The organism is Prochlorococcus marinus subsp. pastoris str. CCMP1986 (genome assembly GCF_000011465.1).
GTDB classification, from domain to species: Bacteria; Cyanobacteriota; Cyanobacteriia; order PCC-6307; family Cyanobiaceae; genus Prochlorococcus_A; species Prochlorococcus_A pastoris.
In genome coordinates, this window is record NC_005072.1 from 396,591 (window position 1) to 421,720 (window position 25,130).

The 25,130-nt window shown below is 30.4% G+C and carries 25 protein-coding genes; 17 read left to right on the top strand and 8 right to left on the bottom strand.

Annotated features, from left to right (window positions below; translation table 11 throughout):
- The first annotated feature begins 38 nt into the window (after positions 1-38).
- From TX50_RS02255 to TX50_RS02265, 3 genes are all read left to right on the top strand, one after another.
- Positions 39-1,532: a malate:quinone oxidoreductase gene (locus TX50_RS02255; RefSeq protein ID WP_011132055.1), complete on the top strand. Its 1,494-nt coding sequence runs from the start codon at positions 39-41 to the stop codon at positions 1,530-1,532.
- 56 nt (positions 1,533-1,588) lie between these two features.
- Complete coding sequence (gene lepA, locus TX50_RS02260) at positions 1,589-3,397, top strand: translation elongation factor 4 (RefSeq protein ID WP_011132056.1); 1,809 nt, start codon at positions 1,589-1,591, stop codon at positions 3,395-3,397.
- A 172-nt stretch (positions 3,398-3,569) separates the two neighbouring features.
- Positions 3,570-4,313 (top strand): ABC transporter permease, encoded by a 744-nt coding sequence (locus TX50_RS02265; protein WP_036930981.1) that lies wholly within the window; start codon positions 3,570-3,572, stop codon positions 4,311-4,313.
- A 19-nt stretch (positions 4,314-4,332) separates the two neighbouring features.
- On the opposite strand, the gene TX50_RS02270 is transcribed toward TX50_RS02265, so the two are convergent.
- Positions 4,333-5,004, bottom strand: coding sequence for a TrmH family RNA methyltransferase (locus tag TX50_RS02270; protein ID WP_011132058.1), 672 nt, complete (start codon positions 5,002-5,004; stop codon positions 4,333-4,335).
- 170 nt (positions 5,005-5,174) lie between these two features.
- On the opposite strand from TX50_RS02270, the gene TX50_RS02275 reads away from it, so the two are divergent.
- The 6 genes from TX50_RS02275 (at position 5,175) to TX50_RS02300 (ending at position 9,648) form a co-directional block, all read left to right on the top strand.
- Complete coding sequence (locus TX50_RS02275; protein ID WP_036930908.1) at positions 5,175-5,378, top strand: hypothetical protein; 204 nt, start codon at positions 5,175-5,177, stop codon at positions 5,376-5,378.
- 202 nt (positions 5,379-5,580) lie between these two features.
- Positions 5,581-5,973, top strand: coding sequence for a thiol-disulfide oxidoreductase DCC family protein (locus TX50_RS02280; RefSeq protein WP_011132059.1), 393 nt, complete (start codon positions 5,581-5,583; stop codon positions 5,971-5,973).
- A 2-nt stretch (positions 5,974-5,975) separates the two neighbouring features.
- A complete protein-coding gene (locus TX50_RS02285) occupies positions 5,976-6,212 on the top strand; it encodes a TIGR03643 family protein (protein WP_011132060.1) in 237 nt (78 codons plus the stop codon).
- Between the two features lie 3 nt (positions 6,213-6,215).
- On the top strand, positions 6,216-6,347 hold the full coding sequence (locus TX50_RS09255; protein WP_071812973.1) for a DUF2256 domain-containing protein: 132 nt from the start codon (positions 6,216-6,218) through the stop codon (positions 6,345-6,347).
- Positions 6,344-7,834 carry a cryptochrome/photolyase family protein gene (locus TX50_RS02290; protein ID WP_011132061.1) on the top strand — a complete coding sequence of 497 codons (1,491 nt, stop codon included), beginning with the start codon at positions 6,344-6,346 and terminating at the stop codon, positions 7,832-7,834. Before TX50_RS09255 ends, TX50_RS02290 begins: the two co-directional genes overlap by 4 nt.
- 500 nt (positions 7,835-8,334) lie before the next feature.
- Positions 8,335-9,648 (top strand): 16S rRNA (cytosine(967)-C(5))-methyltransferase, encoded by a 1,314-nt coding sequence (locus tag TX50_RS02300; RefSeq protein ID WP_011132062.1) that lies wholly within the window; start codon positions 8,335-8,337, stop codon positions 9,646-9,648.
- A 19-nt stretch (positions 9,649-9,667) separates the two neighbouring features.
- On the opposite strand, the gene TX50_RS02305 is transcribed toward TX50_RS02300, so the two are convergent.
- The 3 genes from TX50_RS02305 to TX50_RS02315 are packed head-to-tail and all read right to left on the bottom strand — an operon-like array spanning position 9,668 to position 12,620.
- On the bottom strand, positions 9,668-11,431 hold the full coding sequence (locus tag TX50_RS02305) for a transglycosylase domain-containing protein (protein ID WP_011132063.1): 1,764 nt from the start codon (positions 11,429-11,431) through the stop codon (positions 9,668-9,670).
- A 1-nt stretch (position 11,432) separates the two neighbouring features.
- Positions 11,433-12,380, bottom strand: a complete 948-nt coding sequence (gene chlG, locus TX50_RS02310; protein ID WP_011132064.1) for a chlorophyll synthase ChlG — start codon at positions 12,378-12,380, stop codon at positions 11,433-11,435.
- Positions 12,381-12,389: 9 nt separating this feature from the next.
- Complete coding sequence (locus TX50_RS02315) at positions 12,390-12,620, bottom strand: cytochrome b6f subunit PetP (protein ID WP_011132065.1); 231 nt, start codon at positions 12,618-12,620, stop codon at positions 12,390-12,392.
- A 59-nt stretch (positions 12,621-12,679) separates the two neighbouring features.
- Here TX50_RS02315 and hisF point away from each other — a divergent pair, with 59 nt between their 5' ends.
- Positions 12,680-13,447 (top strand): imidazole glycerol phosphate synthase subunit HisF, encoded by a 768-nt coding sequence (hisF, locus tag TX50_RS02320; protein WP_011132066.1) that lies wholly within the window; start codon positions 12,680-12,682, stop codon positions 13,445-13,447.
- 36 nt (positions 13,448-13,483) lie between these two features.
- On the top strand, positions 13,484-14,185 hold the full coding sequence (gene ubiE, locus TX50_RS02325; RefSeq protein ID WP_011132067.1) for a bifunctional demethylmenaquinone methyltransferase/2-methoxy-6-polyprenyl-1,4-benzoquinol methylase UbiE: 702 nt from the start codon (positions 13,484-13,486) through the stop codon (positions 14,183-14,185).
- 8 nt (positions 14,186-14,193) lie between these two features.
- Here the strand turns inward: ubiE and TX50_RS02330 are convergent, their stop codons facing one another.
- Positions 14,194-14,628: a DUF721 domain-containing protein gene (locus TX50_RS02330; protein ID WP_011132068.1), complete on the bottom strand. Its 435-nt coding sequence runs from the start codon at positions 14,626-14,628 to the stop codon at positions 14,194-14,196.
- Between the two features lie 123 nt (positions 14,629-14,751).
- Between TX50_RS02330 and TX50_RS02335 the strand changes: the two genes are divergently transcribed.
- Positions 14,752-15,501 (top strand): biotin--[acetyl-CoA-carboxylase] ligase, encoded by a 750-nt coding sequence (locus TX50_RS02335; RefSeq protein WP_011132069.1) that lies wholly within the window; start codon positions 14,752-14,754, stop codon positions 15,499-15,501.
- 2 nt (positions 15,502-15,503) lie between these two features.
- On the opposite strand, the gene TX50_RS02340 is transcribed toward TX50_RS02335, so the two are convergent.
- Both TX50_RS02340 and TX50_RS02345 read right to left on the bottom strand, forming a co-directional pair.
- Positions 15,504-16,190, bottom strand: a complete 687-nt coding sequence (locus TX50_RS02340) for an ABC transporter ATP-binding protein (RefSeq protein WP_011132070.1) — start codon at positions 16,188-16,190, stop codon at positions 15,504-15,506.
- A gap of 14 nt (positions 16,191-16,204) precedes the next feature.
- The gene (locus TX50_RS02345; protein ID WP_011132071.1) at positions 16,205-17,725 is read right to left on the bottom strand and encodes an NAD(P)H-quinone oxidoreductase subunit N; all 1,521 of its coding nucleotides are present in this window, start codon (positions 17,723-17,725) and stop codon (positions 16,205-16,207) included.
- A gap of 168 nt (positions 17,726-17,893) precedes the next feature.
- Here TX50_RS02345 and topA point away from each other — a divergent pair, with 168 nt between their 5' ends.
- Genes topA through TX50_RS02370 form a run of 5 tightly spaced genes read left to right on the top strand, consistent with a single transcriptional unit; the run spans position 17,894 to position 23,919 of the window.
- On the top strand, positions 17,894-20,506 hold the full coding sequence (topA, locus tag TX50_RS02350; protein WP_011132072.1) for a type I DNA topoisomerase: 2,613 nt from the start codon (positions 17,894-17,896) through the stop codon (positions 20,504-20,506).
- Between the two features lie 2 nt (positions 20,507-20,508).
- Entirely contained in the window at positions 20,509-21,093 is a 585-nt protein-coding gene (locus TX50_RS02355) for a hypothetical protein (protein ID WP_011132073.1), read from the top strand.
- 22 nt (positions 21,094-21,115) lie between these two features.
- The gene (locus TX50_RS02360; RefSeq protein WP_011132074.1) at positions 21,116-21,754 is read left to right on the top strand and encodes a DUF2232 domain-containing protein; all 639 of its coding nucleotides are present in this window, start codon (positions 21,116-21,118) and stop codon (positions 21,752-21,754) included.
- A 14-nt stretch (positions 21,755-21,768) separates the two neighbouring features.
- Positions 21,769-22,926, top strand: a complete 1,158-nt coding sequence (locus TX50_RS02365; RefSeq protein WP_011132075.1) for a nicotinate-nucleotide--dimethylbenzimidazole phosphoribosyltransferase — start codon at positions 21,769-21,771, stop codon at positions 22,924-22,926.
- Entirely contained in the window at positions 22,927-23,919 is a 993-nt protein-coding gene (locus TX50_RS02370; RefSeq protein ID WP_011132076.1) for a hypothetical protein, read from the top strand.
- Here TX50_RS02370 and TX50_RS02375 read toward each other — a convergent pair.
- On the bottom strand, positions 23,914-25,059 hold the full coding sequence (locus TX50_RS02375; protein WP_011132077.1) for an aldo/keto reductase: 1,146 nt from the start codon (positions 25,057-25,059) through the stop codon (positions 23,914-23,916). The two genes, TX50_RS02370 and TX50_RS02375, sit on opposite strands and share 6 nt — an antisense overlap.
- Positions 25,060-25,130: the final 71 nt, after the last annotated feature.

A 25,130-nucleotide genomic window follows, 5' to 3' on the forward strand; every position in this document is an offset into this window, starting at 1 on the left:
GAAATGCGATTAATTGCAAAAAAAAATAATTTTCTGTTGTGACTTCTAAAAACATCTTAAATAAAAATAATTGTTATGATGCGATATTGGTAGGGGCAGGAATAATGAGCGGAACACTTGCGTTATTGATTACAGAGATTTTACCTACAATAAAAATATTAATTATAGAAAAGTTAAATAAACCAGGTAGTGAAAGTACGGGTGCATTTAACAATGCAGGAACTGGTCACGCTGCAAATTGCGAATTAAATTACACCCCCGTAGATGAAAATGGAGATTTACAAATAGATAAAGCCCTTTTTATAAATCGTTCCTTTGAAAATTCAATGTCTTTATGGGCCTCATTGTACTCAAAGGGGAAGATAGATATTAAAAAATTTTTAAAATTTATTCCTCATATAAGCTTTGTCACAGGGACTGAAAATATTTCTTTTTTAAAAAAAAGATTTAAAGCAATGTCTAAATATCCAGAGTTTGCAGACATGGAATTTTCATCATCTTTTAATCAAATAAAATCATGGGCACCACTTATTACTACTTGTAGAGATCCATTAGATAAAGTTGCAGCTACTCGAATAAAAAGAGGAACTGATATCAATTTTCAAGCTTTAACAAGAGAATATCTAACTTACATTTCTAAGAATAAGAATGTTGAAATTTTTTATAACACAGAATTAATAGATTTAAAGAAAACAGACAAAAAACAATGGAAATTAAAAGTTCGTTCACTAGGCAAAATCGTTTCCCTGAACACTTCATACGTTTTCCTTGGAGCTGGTGGCAAAACAATAAACTTTTTGCAAAAATCTAAAATTCCTGAAGCTAAAATATATGGTGGTTTTCCTGTTAGTGGAAAATGGCTTATATGTGAGGAAAAGTCTTTAACGGAAAAACATAATGCAAAAGTTTATGGGAAAGCAGATATAGGATCACCTCCAATGTCAGTGCCGCATTTAGATACAAGATGGATTGAAGGCAAAAAATTTCTTCTCTATGGCCCTTTTGCTGGTTTCACGACTAAATTCTTAAAAAAGGGCTCTTATTTAGATTTATTTAGTTCAATTAAAAAAAGTAATTTATTTTCTATGCTTGATGTTGGGATTAAGAATAACGAATTAATTAATTATCTTTTTTCACAATCTTTTAAGAGTCATAATTCTAGAGTTGAAAATTTAAGGAATATGATGCCATCAGCTGAGCCTTCGAATTGGTATTTAGAGAATGCTGGGCAAAGAGTTCAAATAATCAAAAAAACTAAAGATGGAGGTTCTTTGCAATTTGGCACGGAAATTGTCAACTCGGGAGATGGTTCACTTTCTGCTTTATTAGGTGCTTCTCCTGGAGCTAGTACAGCAGTTTCAATAATGATTGAGGTTTTAAAAAAATCTTGCCTTTTTAATGCTGATAAATTTGAGCTTGAGAAGAAATTAAGTAATCTTCTTTATGAATCTGAAATAAAAAATGAAAGTGATAATAATTTTTTAGAAATTATTAAAAAAAGAAATAATTCTATTTTAGGTTTCCATCCATAATCTTAATTAGCTATTATGAATTAAGTGAAAAAAATATAGGAATCGTTCTTCAATATATGACTGATATATCTGTTTCAAAAATAAGAAATTTTTGCATAATAGCTCATATTGATCATGGTAAATCTACTCTCGCAGATAGGTTGCTTCAAGACACTGGTACTGTGAAGCAAAGAGATATGCAAGATCAGTTTTTGGATAGTATGGATCTTGAAAGAGAAAGGGGTATAACAATCAAATTACAGGCTGCAAGAATGAAATATAAAGCAAAAGATTCGCAAGAATATATTTTAAATTTAATTGACACACCAGGACATGTTGATTTTTCTTATGAAGTAAGTAGATCTTTGCAGGCTTGTGAAGGTGCTTTATTAGTTGTTGATGCAAGTCAAGGTGTAGAGGCTCAAACATTAGCCAATGTTTATCTTGCCCTTGAAAATAATTTAGAAATAATTCCTGTCTTAAATAAAGTTGATTTACCTGGTGCTGATGCTGAAAAAATAAAGCAAGAAATTGAAGAGATTATTGGATTAGACACATCTAATGCAATAAATTGTTCTGCTAAAACTGGAGAAGGAATAGAAGATATATTAGAAGCAGTTGTGAGTAGAATTCCTCATCCTCAAAATGAAGTTAAATCTCTTACTAAGGCGCTAATCTTTGACTCTTATTATGACCCCTATAGAGGTGTAATTGTTTACTTCAGAGTGATAGCTGGGTCAATCAATAAAAAGGACAAGATCTTACTTATGGCAAGTAAGAAAAACTATGAGTTAGATGAAATTGGAATAATGGCTCCTGATGAGAAGCAAGTTAATGAACTACATGCGGGAGAAGTTGGTTATCTGGCTGCATCTATTAAGTCAGTCGCTGATGCAAGAGTGGGAGATACAATCACACTATTTAATTCTCCTGCAAAAGATCCTCTTCCTGGATATAAAACAGCCAATCCTATGGTGTTTTGTGGATTGTTTCCAACTGATGCTGATCAATATCCAGATTTAAGAGAATCTTTAGAAAAACTGCAATTATCTGATGCGGCGCTTAAATACGAACCCGAGACAAGTAGTGCTATGGGATTCGGCTTTAGATGTGGATTTTTAGGACTTCTTCATATGGAAATTGTTCAGGAAAGATTGGAGAGGGAATATGATTTGGATTTGATAGTAACAGCGCCTTCAGTAATATATAAAGTTAATTTGAACGATCAGGAAGACATATTAATTGATAATCCTTCTACAATTCCAGATCCTCAATCAAGAGAATCAATAGAAGAACCTTATGTAAAAATGGAAATTTATTCTCCCAATGAATTTAACGGGACACTAATGGGTTTATGCCAAGAAAGACGAGGTGTTTTTATTGATATGAAATATATCACTACAGATAGAGTGACTTTGATTTACGAAATACCATTAGCAGAAGTCGTTACTGATTTTTTTGATCAAATGAAAAGTAGAACTCAAGGATATGCATCAATGGAATACCATTTAATTGGATATAGAAAAAATGATCTTGTTAGGTTAGATGTTCTTATAAATTCTGAAAGAGCTGATCCTTTAACTTCTATTGTTCATAAAGATAAGGCCTATGGAATTGGTAGGGGCTTAGTAGAGAAATTAAAGGAGCTAATACCAAAACAACAATTTAAAATACCAATTCAGGCTTCAATAGGCAGCCGTATTATTGCAAGCGAAAGTATTAGCGCATTAAGAAAAGATGTCCTTTCTAAGTGCTACGGGGGAGATATCTCTAGAAAAAAGAAACTTTTGAAGAAGCAAGCTAAAGGGAAAAAGAGGATGAAGGCAATGGGTAAAGTTGATGTACCTCAAGAAGCTTTTATGGCAGTTCTGAAATTAAATCAGTAATTAATTTCAAATTAAAAACTAAAAGCTATTTAATCTATGAAACAATAGGTATATTTTAGTTGATTCGAATAATCATAAATTTGTGAATTCAAACTCATCAAATCAAGTTGGTAAAAATATTAGAAGGACTGGATTTTTAATTGTACTTTCATATCTATTAATAGTATTAATTATGAAAGTATTAGAGGCTAATAACTTTTTTGGTTATTCTTTATCATCATTTAGTAATGATATTTTTGCACCACCTTCCTTAAAACATTTATGTGGTACAGATAGATTAGGAAGGGATGTTTGTTTAAGAACTTTACAAGGGTCATCTATAGCTATTGAAGTTGTATTCCTTGCAATTTTCTTTGCTTTAATTTTAGGCCTTCCTTTAGGGTTATTGAGTGGATATTTTGGAGGGATCCTTGATAAATGCTTATCACTTGTAATGGATACTATTTTTTCAATTCCTGTTATTTTGCTCGCAGTAGTAGTAGCTTTTGTACTTGGTAAAGGGATTATTAATGCCTCTATAGCCTTATGTATAGTTTATTCTCCTCAATATTTTAGATTAATCAGAAATCAAACAATGTTAATAAAATCAGAGACATATGTTGAAGCTGCAAGAGTTTCGGGGGCTGATGTTAAAACTATAATTTTTAAATATATACTTCCAAATGTAATAACCCCTTTACCTATTCTCCTTACTTTAAATGCTGCTGATGCTGTTTTGGTATTAGGAAGTTTGGGCTTTTTAGGGTTAGGAGTTCCTGCAAATGTTCCAGAATGGGGAAGTGATCTTAATCTTGCGCTTGCTGCTATACCAACTGGGATTTGGTGGACTGCATTATTCCCTGGATTAGCAATGTTTTTTTTAGTCTTAGGTCTTTCTTTTATAGGAGAAGAACTAGAAAATATTTTTGAGAATTGAAAGTTAATTTTAATATTTTTTAGTTATTAACAACTTCATTAATTTCTCCATACTGATTCATCTTTGGATATTTATTTCCAGACTTTCTGTATATAGAAGCTAAGTCAGGATAACTCCATTCAAATAATGTTTTTTCGTATTCCTCTGCACTTAAACCTTCTCCTTTAAGAGGAAGTAAACTCTTACTTTTTCTTTGTCGAATAGCTTCAAAAAGTAAAATAGAAGTTGCTACTGAAACATTCAAAGATTGAACCATTCCTGACATTGGAATGAAGATTGATTCATCAACTTTTGAAATTAGTTGATCACTTAAACCCCACTTTTCTGCTCCTAAAACAAAACAAGTATTTTCTGAATAGTCAAAATTCCTGTAATCAGTTGATCTCTCATTTAGTGTTGTTCCATATAATTTAAAACCTTTCTTTTTTAGTTCAGATACTGCAGAAATTGTTGTCTCATGATTATTTAATTTGACCCATTTTTGACTGCCTTGAGCTGTACTGTTAAAAGTTTTAACTTTATCTTTTTCACTAATAAAATTTGCTTCAAAAACTCCCGCCGCATCACATGTTCTTAATATCGCAGATAAATTGTGTGGCTTATTTACTGCCTCTACCAGAACCGTTAAGTTTCTCATTCTGCAATTTAAAACATTTTTTATTCGCTCAAATCTTCTTGGCAAAATTGACATCTTAAAAATGTTTAAAGTTAATTAAATTATATTCGTTCAAAAAAATATAATTTAAAATATAAATTTTTTAAAGTTTTAAATGATTAATTTTATATTACTTCAAATTCAATCTATAGATTAATTAATCGGTTATTTGGTTTATAATATTTTAGTAATTTAGACGAGATTAAATGGCTTACATTGAATGGGATTACACGGTTATAACGAGTATGGTGGAAGCCCAAGGCTGGACGTTACCAGAGAATGAATCAAAAGAATGGAAACAATTCAACGATGAGCTTGGAGAGAAGATGAGAGGAGTTGGAATTGTGTTCGAAAAATATTGTAAATTTGCTCCAGATATTGGAGAAGGAGTTCATCTTTTAGACGATTAAAAATTTAAACCATTGATGTATCCCTTAATCAATGGTTATTAATTTATACATTAGGAAAATTTTGATTGAATTAGAGAAAGAAATTATTAAGGATTTATAAAGCTTCTTTTGAAAATCTATCAGTAACGTTCGTAAAAATTTTTTAATTTTTAATTGTCCACAAAAAAGTTATTTAAATTTTATATTTAAATAAAAAGGTAAGATGCAAAATAAATTAATCTTTCTATTCGATGGTGGTTGTCCATTATGTCTTAGAGAAACTAATTTCTTAAAAAGCAAAGACGAGTTAAATAAAATTGACTTTGTTGATATCAACAATATTAATTATAATCCTAGTCTTTTTAAGGACATCTCATATGCAGAAGCAATGTCAAATCTTCATGGGATTTTAGAAAATGGAAATATTATCAAAGGGTTAGACGTATTAGCATATTCATATGAATTAATAGGGTTAGGGTGGGTTTACTACCCTTTAAAAATTGAATTCTTTGCTCCGGTTTTGAGGTTATTTTACAAATATTGGGCAAAATACAGACTTAAAATTACTGGCAGATCAAATATTGAAAAACTCTGTACTTCTGAATGTAAGCAATAAAAATGGAAATTATTGACATAGATAGATTAATCGAGATGTGTTGGGAAGATAGAACTCCTTTTGAAGCGATAGAGTATCAATTTGGTTTAAAAGAAGAAGATGCTATTAAAATAATGAGAAACAATCTTAAGCCAAAATCATTTAAAGTTTGGAGAAAAAGAGTTTCTGGAAGAAAAACAAAACATATGGAACTTAAAGATTCAACTAGATTTAAATCTACTCATAAAAGAAAATTTTAAATTTTGAAAATCCTACCAAGCAAAATATGCCCCGTTTGCAACAGGCCATTTAATTGGCGCAAAAAATGGAAAGATTGTTGGAAGGAAGTTAAATACTGTTCTAATAGATGTAGAAATAGGAAGTCATTAGTATGAATCAGATATCGATCATATTTCCAAATCAACTTTTTAGAGAAAGCTCACTCTTGAAGTTAAGTTGTGAAATTTTGATTATTGAAGATTCATTATTTTTTGGTAATGATAAATTTCAAAAGTCAATTAACCACAAAAATAAATTAATTTTCCATAAAGCTTCAATGCTTGCATATAAAAAATATCTGCAAAATTCAGGATTTAAAGTTATTTATATTGAGAATAAAAATAATCTTTCCACCGTAGAGTATTTATCAAAATATTTGCAAGGAAAATATCAAAAGGTAAATATTATAAATCCTCATGATTTTTTAATTATGAAGAGGATAAATAGATTTGTTGAAGCCAACAATCTTAAATTACAAGTTTTCCAATCCCCAATGTTTGTAACTAATGAAGACTTACGAAAGTCTTTTAAATCTAATTCCAAAAAACCCTTAATGGGTAGATTCTATGAGAATCAAAGAAGAAGTCAAAATATATTATTGAATCCTGATGGCTCACCTCAAGGAGGTAAATGGAGTTTTGATGAATTAAATAGAAAAAAATTACCCAAGAATATAAACATTCCTGAAATCCCAAAATTTCAAAAAAATCAGTTTGTAATTCATGCTGAAAAGATAATTTCTAATTTACAGATTGAGTTTATAGGTGAAAGTAATTATTTTATATATCCAACTACTTTCGAAGAAGCTGATAGTTGGCTTCATGATTTTTTCGAAGATAGATTTTCTTTATTTGGCGATTATGAAGATGCAATTAGTAAGGAAAAAGTCTTTTTATGGCATAGTTTACTTTCTCCTCTTTTAAATAGCGGTTTATTGACTGCAAAAGAAGTTATAGATAAGGCATTAACTTATGGTGAAAAAAATAAAGTTCCTATTAACTCTCTAGAAGGTTTTATTCGTCAAATAGTTGGATGGAGAGAATTTATTTGCTTAGTTTATGAAAAATATGGTACCCAAATGCGTACTACTAATTTTTGGAATTTTGATAATAAGCCTATGCCTGAGTGTTTCTATAAGGGAAGCACAGGAATCGATCCAGTCGATATCGTCATAAATAATATTATTAAATACGGTTATTGCCATCATATTGAGAGGCTTATGATAATAGGTAACTTTATGCTTTTATGTCGTATACATCCTGATCATGTTTATAAATGGTTTATGGAAATGTTTATAGATTCTTATGATTGGGTAATGGTCCCTAATGTTTATGGAATGAGTCAGTTTAGCGATGGAGGGATCTTTTCAACAAAACCTTATATTTCTAGCTCAAATTATGTGAAAAAAATGTCTGATTATAAAAGTGGTCCTTGGTGTTCAATCTGGGATGGTTTGTTTTGGAAATTTATAAAAGATAATGAAACTTATTTTAGAAAACAATATAGGCTTGCTATGTTAACGAGAAATTTAGATAAAATGAGTGACGAAAAGCTAAATGGTCATTTAAGAATAGCTGAGGAATTTATAAGTAATCTTTATTAAATTAAACACTAAATTTATAGTCAATTTTAAAACTTAAGAGAATCTAATGATATTAATAAATATTAAAAACACGTGTTAGATTAATAGTAATATAGATCTTATATTAATCTAATATAAATTTAACTTGGTGCAAATTTTACTCTTTTGTTTACTTTTTTGAAATTTAGATTGGATAACTAATTTGTATTTTAAATTAAGTGATCTAAAAAAATTAATTCCTTTCGCAGCCAGAGAGGTTATTGATTTAGAAAAAATTAATGGGGACTCACTTTTAACCTCTTTAACTTTTTGTTCTAATAACAAATGAAAAAAAATAAAAAAAATAAATTTTTTTCAAGAGAAAAAGTCCATTCTCTTAACATCTATATATTTTTGGGATTCAATTTAACCTTAGTTAGTGTTCTTGGTTTTATTTGGTTTAATACTTCAATTAATAGCTAAGAACAATATTCATAATTAATAGTATATTTAGCATATATTACTAAACAAGATTTTATACATTGATTAAAGGGTACCTTCAAAGAAAAGCATCTTGGGAAATTCTATTAAAAGTAAGTTCAGGAATTTATTCAGATCATGCTCTAGAAAAGGTATTAAAAAATTATGAGTTCAATTCATTAGATATAGCATTCATAACGGAATTATCTTTTGGATGTATTAGGTATAGAAAATTCCTTGATCTTTGGATAGACCATACATCAAAACTTTCTCATACTAAGCAACCACCAAAACTAAGATGGCTTTTACATATAGGTTTATATCAATTATTAAAAATGGATAAAATTCCATTTTCTGCAGCTATTTCTTCAACTGTAGAAGTTGCAAAGAAAACTGATTTAAAAGGTTTGGCTGGAACTGTAAACGCAATATTACGAAATACCGTTAGACATATAGAAAAAGAACATGTCCCAAAAATATCCTCAGATGAAATAGAGAGATTGTCTTCTCTTGAGTCATTACCAATATGGCTTGTAAAAGAAATTGTTAATTGGGTAGGAATAAAAGAAGCTAAAAATATCGCCAAGGCATTTAATAAAAAACCTTCAATTGATTTGCGAATTAATTCTCTTAAAACTGATTTAAATAAATTTTTGAATGAACTTGCTGAATGTAATATTAATGCTACCGCAATTAGTCAATTAAAAAATGGGATCGCCTTAAATTCTAATCCAAGGTCTATTAAAAAACTCCCTGGCTACAGCGATGGGCTGTGGGTAGTCCAAGATAGATCTTCTCAATGGGTCGCTCCTCTTTTAAATCCAATGAAAGGGGAAAAGATTCTTGATGCCTGCTCTGCCCCAGGAAGTAAAACAACTCATTTAGCTCAGTTAGCTAATGACGATGCTGAAATCTTAGCTGTTGATAGATCAGAAAAAAGATTGAAAATACTTCAATCAAATTTGGAAAGATTAAATATAAAAAGTGTTAAAACTTTGAAAGCTGATGCTACTAATTTAGTTGATATTCAACCAAATCTTATCTCTTATTTTGATAAAATCTTAATTGATGCTCCATGTTCAGGGATTGGAACCTTAGCAAGAAATCCTGATTCAAGATGGTCTTTAAGTAAGGATAAAATAAATCAATTAATTCTTTTACAGGAAAGATTATTAGAAAGCGTTTTACCTCTTTTAAAAAGAAATGGAACTTTAGTTTATTCAACTTGTACAATATGTCCTGAAGAAAATAATTTTCTAATTAAAAGATTTTTGACAAAAAATAAGGAAATTAAATTAGATAGTGAAAAACAAATCTTACCGAAATTTGATGAACCAGGAGATGGATTTTATGCAGCAAAAATTTCTTATAAATAAAAAATTAAGTATTTTATTATTAAATCTCTAAATCATATATTTTACTTATGAACTTTTTCCAAAAATAAGCTGCATTACCGCTAGATAACTTAGTTTCTTTGTTTTCATCAAAACCTATCCAAACTCCGGTAGTAAGATTATTAATTGAACCAATAAACCAAAGATCCCTGTTCCCGTCTGAAGTTCCTGTCTTGCCATATACTCTTTCTCCTTTAATTGAGGCTGCTATCGAAGTACCTTCCGAAACTGATTTTTCAAGTAGATTATTTAGGCTTTTGTTTACTTCGGAATCTAATATCTTCTCATGAATAAATTTATTTTCCCAAATTAATTCATTATTATTTGATTCTATTTTTTCAAGAATGCTTGTCTTATATAGATTCCCATTGCTATTCAGAGTTGCATAGGCATTTGTAATATTTAGGAGGCTATCTCCATAAGATCCGATAGCTAATGGTAGAAATTCTTCAAGCGGTTGTTCATACCCTAGGCCAAATAAATTAGCTTGGTTTATAATTTTTTTAAGACCTATATTACTAGAAATTTTTAGAGGAACTATATTTGAAGAGGTTTTAAAAGAATCTATTAAAGATATCTTACCTCGATAAATTTCAGAAAAATTTTTGGGACAATAGTCTTCCCAGCACTTAGGTAAATCTTCGAATTTATCTCTTAATTTTATACCTTCTTTTAATGCTGCAGTATATGGAATAATTTTAAAAGTTGAACCTAAAGGCCTTATGGCTGAGGTAACTCTATTAAATTCGTTTATTGTTGGATTCTTACTAGTTATCATTGTTCGAATTAAACCGCTATTGGATTCTATTGATAACAATGCTGTTTCAATATTATTAGACCCTATAGACCTAGAAATTTTTTGTCCTATTTCCTGCCAATCTTTATTGATGCTCGATTTTATCCGTAAAAATTTGTACTTTTTATGATTTTTGATTTTGTTATTTGTTTCCTTGAGTATGAAATTTACTAATAAATTATCTTTAGAATCTTTATTATTTATTGAATAATTTAAATTAACTTTTTCCTTTAAGGCTTCATTTCTCTCGTCCAAAGATATGTAGCCATCAATATACATATCTTTTAAAATTTTATTTCTTTTTTTAATAGCTAAATCGATATTTTCATAAGGCGAATAAATCGAGGGAGCAGGTGCTAATCCAGCTACTAAGGCAACCTCAGATAATGATAATTCAGTTATAAGTTTTCCAAAATAAACTTGGGAGGCTTCATTAATACCATAAGCTCCTGATCCTAAGTAAATATTATTTAAATATAATTTTAAAATTTGATTTTTACTGAATTTCAAGTCTAAAACTAAGGAAATTATTATTTCTTTAATTTTTCTTTGAAAACTTAAATCATTATTTAAGAAAATTAATCTTGCTACTTGCTGAGTAATAGTGCTTCCACCCTCTTTAAAGTATCCGCTCTGAATATTACTAATAAACGCTCTTGATAAACCTATTAAGTCAATTCCATTATGGTTAAAAAATCTTTTATCCTCACCCGAGATAAAAGAATACTTTAGAAAAAATGGTATCGAATTTGCATTATCAAGAACATCGAATTTTCGACTTAATTTTCTTAATGTTTTATTATCAGAAGAGAATATTTCATAAGAATAGGGTATTGATTTTGAAGTATTGATTTTAAGTGGGTCAAAATTTAAAGTAATCCTAATTAAATTAAATATGGGGAAAAATATGACAAAGAAAATAAATATCGATGAGCTAAAAATAAAATATTTATATTTTATTTCATTCACTTTAAGCTACTAAAAAACTATGTCCTATGGCTAAAGCGGTTACTAACATTCCAGTTATAAGAAATGGCTGAGCACTTGCCTGGTATTTGACATCAAATTTTAACGGGTCCCTTAGTAACCACATATCTTGAAATGTAATTTGAGGAATTACTAGTAAAACTAAAATTACTGATGCTAAATGTTGTCCAATAACAATTAATACGATAACCATTGCTAATTGAAAAATATCAATGAGACCAGCACTTATTCTACTAGCATTTTTAATTCCAAATATTACAGGTAACGAATTTAATCCTAGTTTTGAATCCCCTTCAACACTTTTGAAATCATTTATAACTGCTATTCCTAGTCCAGAAAGACTATAAGCAAGAGTTAGTAATGCTGTAACAATAGTTAATTTCCCAAATAAGGCTTGTCCCGCCCACCATGGGAGAGCTATATATGAAGCTCCTAAAGCATAATTTCCTAGCCATCCATTTTGCTTCAATTTTAAAGGAGGAGCAGAATAGATATAACTTACTAAAGACCCACCTAAAGCCAGAAGAAAGACAGAGGGGAAACTATGTTTTGCATATAAATCTAATAAAAAAGAGACTACTAAACCAGCAATAAGTAATACCCAAATTTGTATTTTTACTTCCTTAATCGAAATCTTTCCAGAAGGTATTGGTCTATTAGGTTCATTAATAGCGTCAATTTCTCTATCAAAAAAATCATTAATAGTTTGGGTATAACCTGCTAAAAGTGGTCCGCTCATGAGCATGCATGCTAGTGAGGCTAAAACATTACTTATTGTCCACTGAAAATTCCCGCTTGCTGCAGCTCCACAGATTACCCCCCATATCAAGGGGATCCATGTGATTGGCTTCATTAATTGTATACGTAGTTTCCAAATACTCGAAGTCTCTGAAGCCCCTTTAATTCCTAATAATTGTTTTGGATCATTCACTTTTAATATTTAACCTTTCTCAATTTCTTCAGGGAAAAACCAATTTTCCTCTCCATTTTGTAATTTAACAGTAATACCAATACTTCTACCATCGGTCATTTTATATCCAGTTGTTACAACTCTTGGGTTTGATGATATTTGATCAATTAGCTTTGCAGGTAATCTATCTTTAACTTTGTTAATGTTAATGTTAATTTTAACTTTACTACCAATTTTGGGTAATAATTTTGTTTCAGCCATAAAAGGTAAAATGGAAGCTATTATTCAAGATTAACAGCCTTTGGACAATTTTTATTAAAATGGTAGCTCTTCGTTTAATTCCTTGTTTAGATGTAGCTAATGGAAGGGTAGTTAAAGGTGTTAATTTTGTAAACCTTAGAGACTCTGGTGACCCTGTCGAATTAGCTTGTAAATACTCAGAAGCAGGAGCGGATGAATTAGTATTTTTAGATATAAGAGCTAGTGTGGAAAATAGAAAAACATTAGTTGATCTGGTCTCTAGAACAGCGAAATCAGTTAAAATTCCATTTACTGTTGGTGGTGGCATAAATTCGATCAACTCAATTAATGATCTTTTAAGAGCAGGAGCAGATAAAGTAAGTTTAAATTCTTCTGCAGTAAAAAATCCAGACATCATTTCCAAAAGCTCTACGAATTTTGGAACACAATGTATAGTTATTGCTATTGATGCAAGAAAAAAAATTACTAAATATAATGAATGGGAAGTTTATGTTAAGGGTGGACGAGAGAATACTGGTTTAGATGTAATAAGTTGGGCAAAAAAAGTTGAGGAATTAGGTGCTGGAGAAATTTTATTAACTTCAATGGATGGTGATGGGACACAAAATGGATACGACTTATTATTGACTCAAACAGTTGCAAATGCAGTTAATATTCCTGTGATTGCTTCTGGGGGTGCAGGCTCAGTAGAAGATATTTATGATGTTTTTACCAAAGGTAAAGCCTCTGCAGCACTTTTAGCATCTTTACTTCATGATAAAAAACTTACTATAGATGAAATAAAATCTTTTCTTATTGAAAAGAAACTACCAATAAGACCTAATTAAAAAAAATAATTTATCATTAATTAAAAATATTTAAATATGCGATATAAAAAAACTAATGAGGTTAAAAGTATTTTTAATAATATTTCTTGTAGTTATGACTTTTTAAATAGTTTGCTTAGTCTGGGATTACACAAATATTGGAAAAAGACATTAGTTGATTTATTAAAACCAATTAATGGGGAAAATTGGGCTGATTTATGTTGTGGAACTGGGGATCTATCATTTTTAATTTTTAAAAAAGTTAGGCCCAATGGAAGTGTTACTGGAATAGATAGTGCAAAAGAAATTTTAAATATTGCAAAGGAAAAGTCGAAATTGATTGAAAATAAATTTATCTCTTGGGAGATGCAAGATATCTTAGAAATAGATGAAGATTTAAAAAATTATGATGGAATTTGTATGTCTTATGGTTTAAGAAATTTAGTCAATGTAGAGGAAGGACTAAAAAAAGTCTTTAATCTTTTAAGTGATACGGGTAGAGCTGGGTTTCTTGACTTTAATCATTCTAAATTTAATTCTATAGCTGATTTGTTTCAAAAAATATATTTAAGATTTGTTGTGGTCCCAATTTCAAAAATTTTTAGATTAAGTAAAGAATATTCTTATATTGAAAAAAGTATAAAAAATTTTCCAAAGGGAAACGAACTTATGCTAATTGCAAAAGGAGTAGGGTTTAAGAAAGTTGAATATAGGACTATTTTTTTCAATCAAATGGGAATATTAATATTAGAAAAATAAAATTCATCTTAATTATTTTTTCTCCAACAAAAAGTACATTTCCCCCATCTTGATATCTCACCTTCTGGTGCAGGACTATTGCATATTTTGCAAATAACCATATTATTATTCTTTATTCTGCTCGGATGATTTTCCCAGACTGTTTTTGCATTGATCTCTTTTTTATCTAAGCTTTTGACTTCATAATTTTGAATTATCTTTATTTCATTTAAATTTATTCCAAATCCGCTAATACTCTCCTTTAATCTATGTTTGTTATAAATTAGTGCCTGCCTCCATTGTGGATTATTTACAGCAATAATAAGAGTCTTGTGTTCAATTTTTAAGGGCTTACATGCTTTAGATAATTCCAGACCAGTTAACTTTTCCCAATTCTCATTTAGTTTGGATAGTTTATCTAAGTCTTTCCATGATTTTTTGAAATTATCAATACAATTTCGCATTGATGATGGATATCTTTTATTCAATATTGGTAAATATCTTTTATTCAATTGATATAATTAGAGTTATAGGAGTTAAGATAATTTAATCTTGTCAAGATTGCCTGTTTTTTATATTAAGGATTTGTGAAAGTTTTAGGATCAGTAGCTAAGACCACATATTACTACAAAAAAATCCAAGGAGTTTATCCTAATTGGAAACTTCAATACAAATTAAAATGTAAAAGTACTGAATACGAACTAACAAATTGGCTCCAAGATTCTCCAATCAAAAGATATAAACCAAGAGCAATAGTAGCTAAAGAACAATTTTTAGGAACAGGTCAGAATTCAAGACGATGGATTTCTCCTAAAGGAGGAATATGGCTAAGTGCGGCTTATCCAATTTTTACCTCAAAATTTTCAAGTGAGATATTTAGTCTTTCATTCGCAATTAAGTTATGTGAAATGTTGAATAAGGAATCTATAAAAGTCGATTTAAAATGGCCAAATGATATTTTTTTTAATTCAAAAAAATTAATTGGATTTTTACCCAGAGTGATAACAAGAGGGAAAGAAATTATCTATTTAAGGATAGGTATCGGCATGAATTTTTTAAATAAAACTCCATTAGAGGGCATTGCTTTATCTGAAATACTTAATACCAAAAATATATGCGAATATTATTGGACTGCAAAAATACTTAAAACTATTCATGAGTCAGTCGAATGTAATGATAAAAAAGAATATATTATTAAAAATGCAAATAGATATCTTACAAAAAAACATTTACCTAGAGGTTATAACTCAAAAGATTGGGCAATAAAAGAAGTAGACAATAATGGCAATTTGAGAATTTATAACGGAATCCAAGAAAAAATATTAACGAGGTTTTAAATTTATTTAATTTTTAATTCAATTAATTTTCCATCTTTAAATCTTGCTATTTTTTTTGCCCGACTTGCAACTTCATCTTCGTGAGTAACTAAAACTATAGTTATACCTGATTCATGAAGTTTATCAAAAAGGTCTAATACATCTTCTGTCGTCTTTGAATCTAAAGCGCCAGTGGGTTCATCGGCTAATAAAATTGCAGGATTATTGATAATTGCTCTCGCAATAGCTACACGTTGTTGTTGCCCTCCTGATAATTGATTAGGACGATTATTTACTCTTTCAGAAAGTCCAACTTTGTCTAATGCATTTTTTGCTCGTTTTTCTCTTTCTATAGGATCTACCCCTGCATAAATCATCGGTAAAAGAACATTTTCTAGTGCTGTAGCGTCTGAGAGAAGGTGGAATTGTTGGAAAACGAATCCTAATTTTTGGTTTCTTAACTCAGCTAATTCATCATCAGATAAATTTTCAACAGGAGTTCCATTTAATTTATAAACACCTTGAGATGGTCTGTCTAGACAGCCAATAATGTTCATTGCGGTACTCTTACCTGAACCACTTGCGCCCATAACAGCCAAATAGTCCCCTTTATAAATTTCTAAATTCACATTATCTAAGGCTTTTACGATAAGTTCATCTTTGCCATACATTTTTGATACTTTTTCTAAGGTCGCAACTTTTTTAGTCATTTATTAATACTCCTTTAAAGAACATTATTTGTTATCGCTAATATATTCTGTAAAAAAGGAGTTTCTGATACTGCTGAATTAGCTAATTTGAAAAGAGGGTTAGAAAGTATTCCTCCTAAAGCTGTAACAGCTATGCAAGTATATAATGCAATTCTAAGTGGAGGTAATCCAATGATATTCCAGTTGATCTCAGGATAAGATTTAACTATTTCAGAAGCTTCTTGTGGTTCTTTAACTACCATCATTTTTATAACCGAGATGTAGTAATAAATTGAAATTACTGAAGTTATTAATCCGACTACTACCAAAAGGTATTGATGGTTAGCCCAACCTGCAAAAAACAAATATATTTTCCCGAAAAAACCTAACATAGGCGGAAGCCCACCAAGAGAAAGAAGACATAGGCTTAGACCCAAAGTAATTAAAGGATCTTTTTGATAAAGGCCTGAATAATCTGTAATTCTATCTGATCCAGTTCGGAGTGAAAAAAGTATTACACATGAAAAAGCCCCTAGATTCATAAACAAATATGCAGCTAAATATAAAACAGCTGATGAAAGTCCATCTTGTGTTCCAGATACTATGCCAATCATTACAAATCCCGCTTGACCAATTGAACTGTAAGCCAACATTCTTTTCATTGAGGTTTGGGCCAATGCCACAATATTTCCTAGGGCCATACTCAAGATTGCTAAAATTGTAAATAATAGTTTCCATTGTTCATCGAAGGAGGAAAAAGTAGTGCTTAAAATTCTTATTGCAAAAGCAAATCCCGCAGTCTTAGATCCAACAGATAAAAAAGCTACTACAGGTGTGGGGGATCCTTCATAAACATCAGGTGTCCACTGATGAAAAGGAACTGCAGCAATCTTGAAAGCAACAGTTGATAAGACAAATACTAGAGATAAGGATGTAATAAATGATGGTTTATTTATTATCTCTACTCCAATTGTTGATAAGTTTGTGGAACCACTAAGACCATAAAGGAATGAGGATCCATATAAATAAACAGCAGCAGCAGCTGATCCAACAAGTAGATATTTTAAAGCGGCCTCTGAACTCCTAGGATCTCTCTTGAGATAACCAGAAAGACAATAACTAGCTACTGATAAAGTCTCTAAAGATATAAATACACTAACAAGGTCAGTAGATCCACACAAAAGCATGGCTCCTAAAGTTGCCGATAAGACTATTGCAGCGAATTCACCAATTGGACTCCCACTCTGTTCTGTATAACGCCAACTAATTAGTAAAGAAATCAGAGTTGATAGTGCAATGATTGATCTAAAGGCAATAGCTAAATTATCTGAATTAAAAGAGCCAAGGAATGCACTGTTTACAGGGTTACTCCACTGTAAAGCGAGACTTATAAGAGAACTGCCTAATGAAATGTAACAAATTACTGGTGCCCACCTTGAGGCAGTTTTTTCGCCAGCAAGATCGACAAGAAGAGTTCCAACAATACCAAGCAAAATGAAAGCTTCTGGAATAATTGCTTGAGCATTTAAATTAATTGTAAAGATTTCGTTGGGCACTTAATTAAATTGAATGTTTGATTGTAAGGATGTAAGAGTTAAACTTACTTGATTATAATTTGTGGGTATGAGTTTTGAAAATCTCGAGCAATATTGCTTGAAGAAGTTTCAATTAATCATAATATGCCCTAATTGATTAAAAAAACACTAATTTTATCGAAATAGACCTTGGATCACACACTTGTTATTGTTGAAAGTCCCACAAAGGCAAAAACTATAAGAAGGTTTTTGCCCCCTAATTATGAAGTTCTTGCTTCCATGGGACATGTAAGAGATCTTCCCAAAGGAGCAGCTGAAATTCCTGCATCAGTTAAAAAAGAGAAATGGTCAAGAATAGGTGTAAACACTACAGAAGATTTTGAACCACTTTATATCGTCCCAAAGGAAAAGAAGAAGGTCGTTAAAGATTTAAAAAATGCTTTAAAAGATGCTACTCAATTGCTATTGGCAACTGATGAAGATAGGGAAGGAGAAAGTATAAGTTGGCACTTAATGCAAATTCTTAAACCGAAAATCCCAACTAAGCGAATGGTTTTTCATGAAATCACTAAAAAGGCAATTAATAAGGCATTAGATGAGACCAGAGAAATTGATATGGAATTAGTTCAAGCTCAAGAAACTAGAAGAATTCTTGATAGGCTTTTTGGGTATGAACTTTCTCCATTACTTTGGAAAAAAGTAGCTCCCAGACTATCTGCTGGCCGTGTTCAGTCTGTTTCAGTAAGATTGCTTGTTAACAAGGAAAGAGAAAGGAGAGCGTTTAAAAAAGCCTCTTACTGGGGATTAAAAGCCACTTTGCTTAAAGATAATATTTCTTTTGAATCTAAGTTATTTAGTCTAAATGCCCAGAAAATCTCTAACGGTTCTGATTTTGATGAAAAGACAGGTAACTTAAAAAAAGGTAATAAATCTTTAATCTTGAACGAAGACAGAGCAAAGAGTCTTCTCAAAACTTTATCTAAGGAAAAGTGGAAAGTCTTAAGAGTAGAAAAAAAACCAACAATTAGGAAGCCTGTTCCACCTTTTACTACTAGTACTTTGCAACAGGAAGCTAATCGAAAACTTCGACTATCTGCAAGAGAAACAATGAGATGCGCTCAAGGCTTATATGAGAAAGGTTTTATTACATATATGAGAACTGATTCAGTACATCTTTCTGAACAAGCGATTAGAGCGGCGAGAGAATGTGTAAATTCAAAATATGGGAAAGAATATTTATCAAGCTCAGCTCGTCAATTTAATTCAAATGCTAGGAATGCTCAAGAAGCACATGAAGCTATCAGGCCGGCTGGAGAAGTATTTAAAACTCCAAATGATACAGACTTGTCAGGAAGAGATCTCTCTTTATATGAATTAATTTGGAAAAGAACTGTTGCCAGTCAAATGGCGGAAGCAAAATTAACAATGATTAATGCTGAAATAGAAGTTGGGGAAGGATTATTTAAGTCAAGCGGAAAAAGTATTGATTTTGCAGGTTTTTTTAGAGCTTATGTAGAAGGTAGTGATGATCCAAGCGCATCACTAGAACAGCAAGAAGTCATTCTTCCTGATTTAACTCAAGGGTCTGTTCTAGAAGTTGATAGCAAAGAGGCTACTTATCATGAAACCAAATCACCAGCTAGATATACTGAGGCTGCATTAGTCAAAGTTTTAGAAAAAGAGGGAATAGGAAGACCTTCTACTTATGCAAGTATTATTGGAACAATTGTAGATAGGGGCTATGCAAATATTTCTTCAAATTCCTTGTCGCCTACATTCACAGCTTTTGCTGTTACGGCATTATTAGAGGAACACTTTCCTGATCTTGTTGATACTACATTTACGGCAAAAATGGAATCTTCATTGGACGAAATTTCTTCAGGTAATCTTGAGTGGCTTCCATATTTAGAAACTTTTTATAAAGGTAAAAATGGTCTTGAGGTAAAAGTTCAGAAAACTGAGGGTGATATTGATGGAAAAGCATACAGACAAGTTGATTTTGATGACTTACCTTGCGTAGTCAGAATTGGTTCTAATGGCCCATGGCTTGAAGGGGTAAAAATAGATGAATCAGGAAATGAAATACAGGCAAAAGGTAATCTCCCTATGGATATTACTCCTGGAGATTTAGATAAAAAGAAAGTTGATCAAATTCTTAGTGGCCCCTCAGATCTAGGAACTGATCCAAAAACTGGAGAGCAAGTATTTTTAAGATTCGGCCCTTATGGACCTTACGTTCAATTAGGAAATACTGAAGAAGACAAAGCGAAGCCAAGAAGAGCCTCTTTACCAAAAGAGTTAAAAACTGATGACTTAACTTTATTGGAAGCACTAGAACTATTAAGCTTACCAAAATTGTTAGGAGAACATCCAGAAGGTGGAATTGTTGAGGCAGATAGGGGAAGATTTGGTCCATATATTAAATGGATAAAAAATGAAGATGAGTCTGAAAATAGATCTTTAAAAAAAGAAGATGATGTTTTTAAGGTTGATCTTAAGCGCGCATTAGAAATCCTCGCGATGCCAAAATTAGGTAGAGGAGGACAAGAAGTAATAAAGGATTTCGGAAAACCTAAAGAGTTAAAAGATAAAATTCAGATTTTAAATGGAAGATATGGACTATATATAAAGTGTGGAAAAACAAACGTTTCTTTACCTAAAGATACTGATTTAGAAAAATTTACACTTGATAATGCTTTGGTTTTATTAGAAGAGAAAATGAAAGATAAAAATAGCTCTGTTTTCAAAAAAAATAAAGTAATTAGTAAAAAGACCTTAAAGAATAAAAAAAGTAAAAAATAAATATGGGTTTTATAAAAAATAAATTATTTATTTTTATTATCTTAATTTTATTACAATCTTGTTCTGGAGGAAGAATTGGAAATTTTTTTGAGTCTAGTTTTAAAAATATTGAAGAGACAAAAATAAAAGAAGATGTCAAAAATAATTTAAAGAATAAGATTGTTATTAAATCTGGGGGGATTGTGGAAAAAAACAAAAATATTGAAGAGACAAAAATAAAAGAAGATGTCAAAAATAATTTAAAGAATAAGATTGTTATTAAATCTGGGGGGATTGTGGAAAAAAACAAAAATATTGAAGAGACAAAAATAAAAGAAGATGTCAAAAATAATTTAAAGAATAAGGTTTTAAAAATGTCTGAGAAGAAATCAAAAAATAACAAAAAAATTTCTGATAAAAATATATCTCCTAAAAAAATAATATTTCAGCCTAAATCATACAAAATTATTTTTATTTTAAAAGATGTAGATCCAAAAGATCCCACTGAAGATTTAAGGGCCATTTTAAGAAATTCTGATGTAAATTTTGAAATAGAAAAGATTGAACGTTATTTTGATACAAAAAATAAAACTATAAAAAGTAATTAAATATTTATACAAAAAATTTCAAATGAAACTTTCACAAAAAAATGAGGCACTTAACATAATTGAACCAGCATATTTAGCCTCTCTCTCTTCATTACTTTGGATCGCTTTATATTACTTACCTATTGGAGGTGCATTGTTGAGATTAATATTACCTCTTCCTATAATCTTGTTGCATTTGAGGAGAGGAACTAAAACTGCATTTGAAGGTCTCATAATACAATTTCTTTTGTTATTGATACTTATGGGTCCAATTAGAGGAACTTTATTTTTATTCCCATATGGGATATTAGCTTTTTGGCTAGGCTGGTCTTGGTTTATGAAAAAAAATTGGTGGCTTAGTTGGTGTGGAGGTTTTATTCTTGGGACACTCGGTTTTTTTATAAGGGTATTCGCCTTATCAACCTTAGTTGGGGATAATCTTTGGATAATAATTACAAGGGCAAGTTATGGTCTTATAGATAAATTTATTGAACTATTTAATTTGCCTTTATCACCTTCGATCAGAATTATTCAATTAGTTGCAATATTATTAATCATTTTTCAAGAAATGGTCTATGTTTTAACCATACATATACTCGCATATTCTCTTTTCCCTAGATTAAATTCAAATATTCCTGATCCTCCAAAAATAATTAATGGATTTGTTGATTTAGGTCTTTGATATAAAGTTAAATAATGCAGAAATCGTATTTAGGAATAAAGTTATTTGGAAGTAAAGGAAATCAAAAACTATTTTTTGAAAAAGTAGATGCTCTTCAAAAAGAAATTAATAATTTTATTTTCTATCTTGTGATTGCAGGAACAGAAACATCTCAAATTCAAGGTATATCGGCAGCAGGAATTGATTCAAAAGCCAGAAGGAGAACTGCCTTGGCAGATGCTGAGTTCCTTCTTTTTGGTGCCTATAAAGATCATAAATATAAGTTACCCTTTTTAAATTCTGGAGTAACTCCTGCATTAATAAGCTATGTATGTAAGAAACTTATATGCGCAAGTCAAATAGTTGTTCCTATAGGAATAAAAGAAAAACCTTACTTTAGTCATTTAACTGTAGAAAATTATTTAGCAGGTCCAGCTAAATGCTTGACTACGGGAAAATCTATGAATAAAGAGAGAGTTTTGAGTCTTTACAAAAAAGGATTAGAAATTGGAAAATCCACGAAACAACCTATATTCATTTCAGAATCTGTACCAGGAGGAACTACAACTGCTCAGGCAGTAATGGAAGCTTTTGGCTTAAATGTAAATAATTTAATAGGAAGTAGTTTAATTAATGCTCCTAGGGCCTTAAAAACAAAAGTAATTAAAGCTGGTCTTTTAAAAGCAAATCTAAAAAATAATTTTGATTCTTTAGATGTTATTTCTTCAGTGGGAGATCCATTTCAAGCTTTCTCTCTGGGACTATTGATTGGAGCAAGATTAGCTAAGCAATCTGTTGTATTATCTGGAGGTAGCCAAATGTTAGCTGTAATTTTACTTGCGTTGGAATTTATTGACTCTACAGAAAAACAGGAATTCATTGATTTAGTTTTTATAGCCACTACAGGATGGTTGGTTAAAGATAATTCATTGGGTGATTTATTAGACTTAATAACTGAAAAACACAATGTAAACTTATTAGGATTAGCAAGTCCTTTGAATTTCAAATCATCTAAATTTAAAGAATTGAGTGATTATGAAATAGGTTATGTAAAAGAGGGGGTTGGTGCTGGTGGGATGTCAATTCTTGCTTTTCTTAAGGGTTTTAGTAATGAAGAAATAGTTTCAAGCTGTCAAGTTAATCTTGAAAGAATGAAGGATTTAGGTCAAATCTCCATAAATAAGGATTGTTAAATGCCTAAAAAACATCCTACAAGAAGGCAGTTCCTTAATTTTGGAAAACTATCTCTCCTTTTCTTTCTGAATTCATGTAGTAATTCTTTAAAAAAAATCAAAATTGGTTTTCAAAGTTCGACTTATCCAAAATCTTTCAGGGATACGTTCCCTGCGATTTGGCAGAAAGAAAATATTAATTTTAGTAAGCTTAAATTAGAAAAAAATAAAATAAAATTTTCTAAATCAGACTTTATTTTGATTAACGATGGATGGCTAAAGAGTATTAATTTTGCAAATTTTCAAAACATAAATAATTTATTTTTAAATGATCTATTAGATAATAGATCGAGAGATTATTTAAAAAGTTTTAAAGAATATCAGCGTAATAAATTATTTCCGATAGGTGTAGTTCCATATGCAGTAATTATAAAAAATAATAAAGATCTAATTTATGAAGCTAGTAATAATTGGGATTTTCTTCTCGATGAAAAGTTGAAAGGAAAAATTATATTCCCACAAAGTCCGAGAATATTAATTTCAATTTCAAAAAGAATTAATGTAAAAAATTCACTTAGCAAACTTAAAGAACAAGCAATGTTATTTGATGATAAAAATTCAATTAATTGGTTAATTAATTCTGACGCTTCTGTTGCGATTATCCCCTTTTCACTATGCGAAAAATATCTGAGAGTTGATTCAAGACTTTCGATGGTTTTCCCAAATAAGGGTGTTCCTTTAATGTGGAATTTTCTTCTTACTAAATCAAAAATTAATAACATAGTGTTATTTGATTGGATTAAGTCTTTAGAAAAAAGGAGTACTATCGATGAGTTAGCTAATCAAGGATGGTATTTACCTTTTAAAAATGAATATTCTCAGGATAAATACAATATCAAAACTGAAAATAGTAATTATGGTCCATCTGAAAATTGTTGGGAAAATAGTTGGTCTTTTTCATCTCTAAATTATGAAGAGAAGGTAAATCTAGAAAATTTGTGGAACCAATCATGAACCCCATAATCTTTTTTTAGGCTTTTCGATTAATAAGTTGTGAGTTTCTTTTAATAAAGCTGGAATATTTAATTTACTAGGACATTTTGGAATGCATTCATTGCAATCTAAGCAAAAAGAAGCATCTTTTTCTTCCCACCAGTGGCCTGCCCGCCCTATTAAATTATATCTTTCTTTAGCAAATTCTAATTGGCCATACCCAATAGATATATTTCTCAAACGAAGTATCTCTGGAATAGGAATTTCGCTTGGACATGGTAGGCAAGATCTGCATTGCTCACATTTTGAAGACTTTAACTCCTCGTTTGCAAAATTTTCGATATTTTCTAATGCTCTAATTTCAGAAGATGTTAGTTTTTGAGTTGAGTTTATAAGCTTTTTTGCAATATTAAAATCTTCAAATTTTGTAGCTCCTAAAGATAGAGTCGTGATTCCTTTCGATAGTAAAAATCTATAAGCTAGTTCCAAAGGATGGTATGGTGCAGATGCTTTTAATAAGGTTTCGCTTGGAGCATATAATCTTCCACCCTTATCAGCAGGTGATATTGCCAATACACCCATTTGCTTTTTTAAAGCTAGTTGGGCAAGGCTTATTTTTGATTGATCTAAAAAATGTAAATGAAGATTGCAAAAACTAAATACTTCACAGTTAATTGCATTCTCAATCAGTTTATAACTGCCATGTGAACTGAACCCAACTTGATCAACCAGGCCCTTTTTAATTACCCATTTTAAAAACTTTCCACCCTCTCCATTTAGAACCCAATCTAAATGCTCCTTTAAGTTTATTCCATGGATTGCAAGATTATTTATTTTCTCTAGCTTTAAATTTTTGAGTGAGTTTTCGAAATTCTCTTTTAAATAATTAAAATCTCCTTTAGGTAATACTTTGGTAGTAATTATCCATTCTTTCCTAAAAATATTTTCGGAAGTTTCTAATTCCTTTAATGAATCCCCGATCAGTTTTTCAGCATTACCGTAAGCAGCAGCAGTTTCTAAATGATTAATGCCCGCATCATGAGCACTTTTTATAAGGTAATTCATTTTATCAATATTTTCTGTGGCTCTCATTGTGCCTAAAGTAAATAAACTTACATGGCACGCTTTCCCAAATGATCTTTTCTTAGAATGAATTATCATCTTTATATGATTAAGACCTACTTAATAACTTTTTAATTTATTTATAGTAGAAAATGTTTTAAAGTAAATCA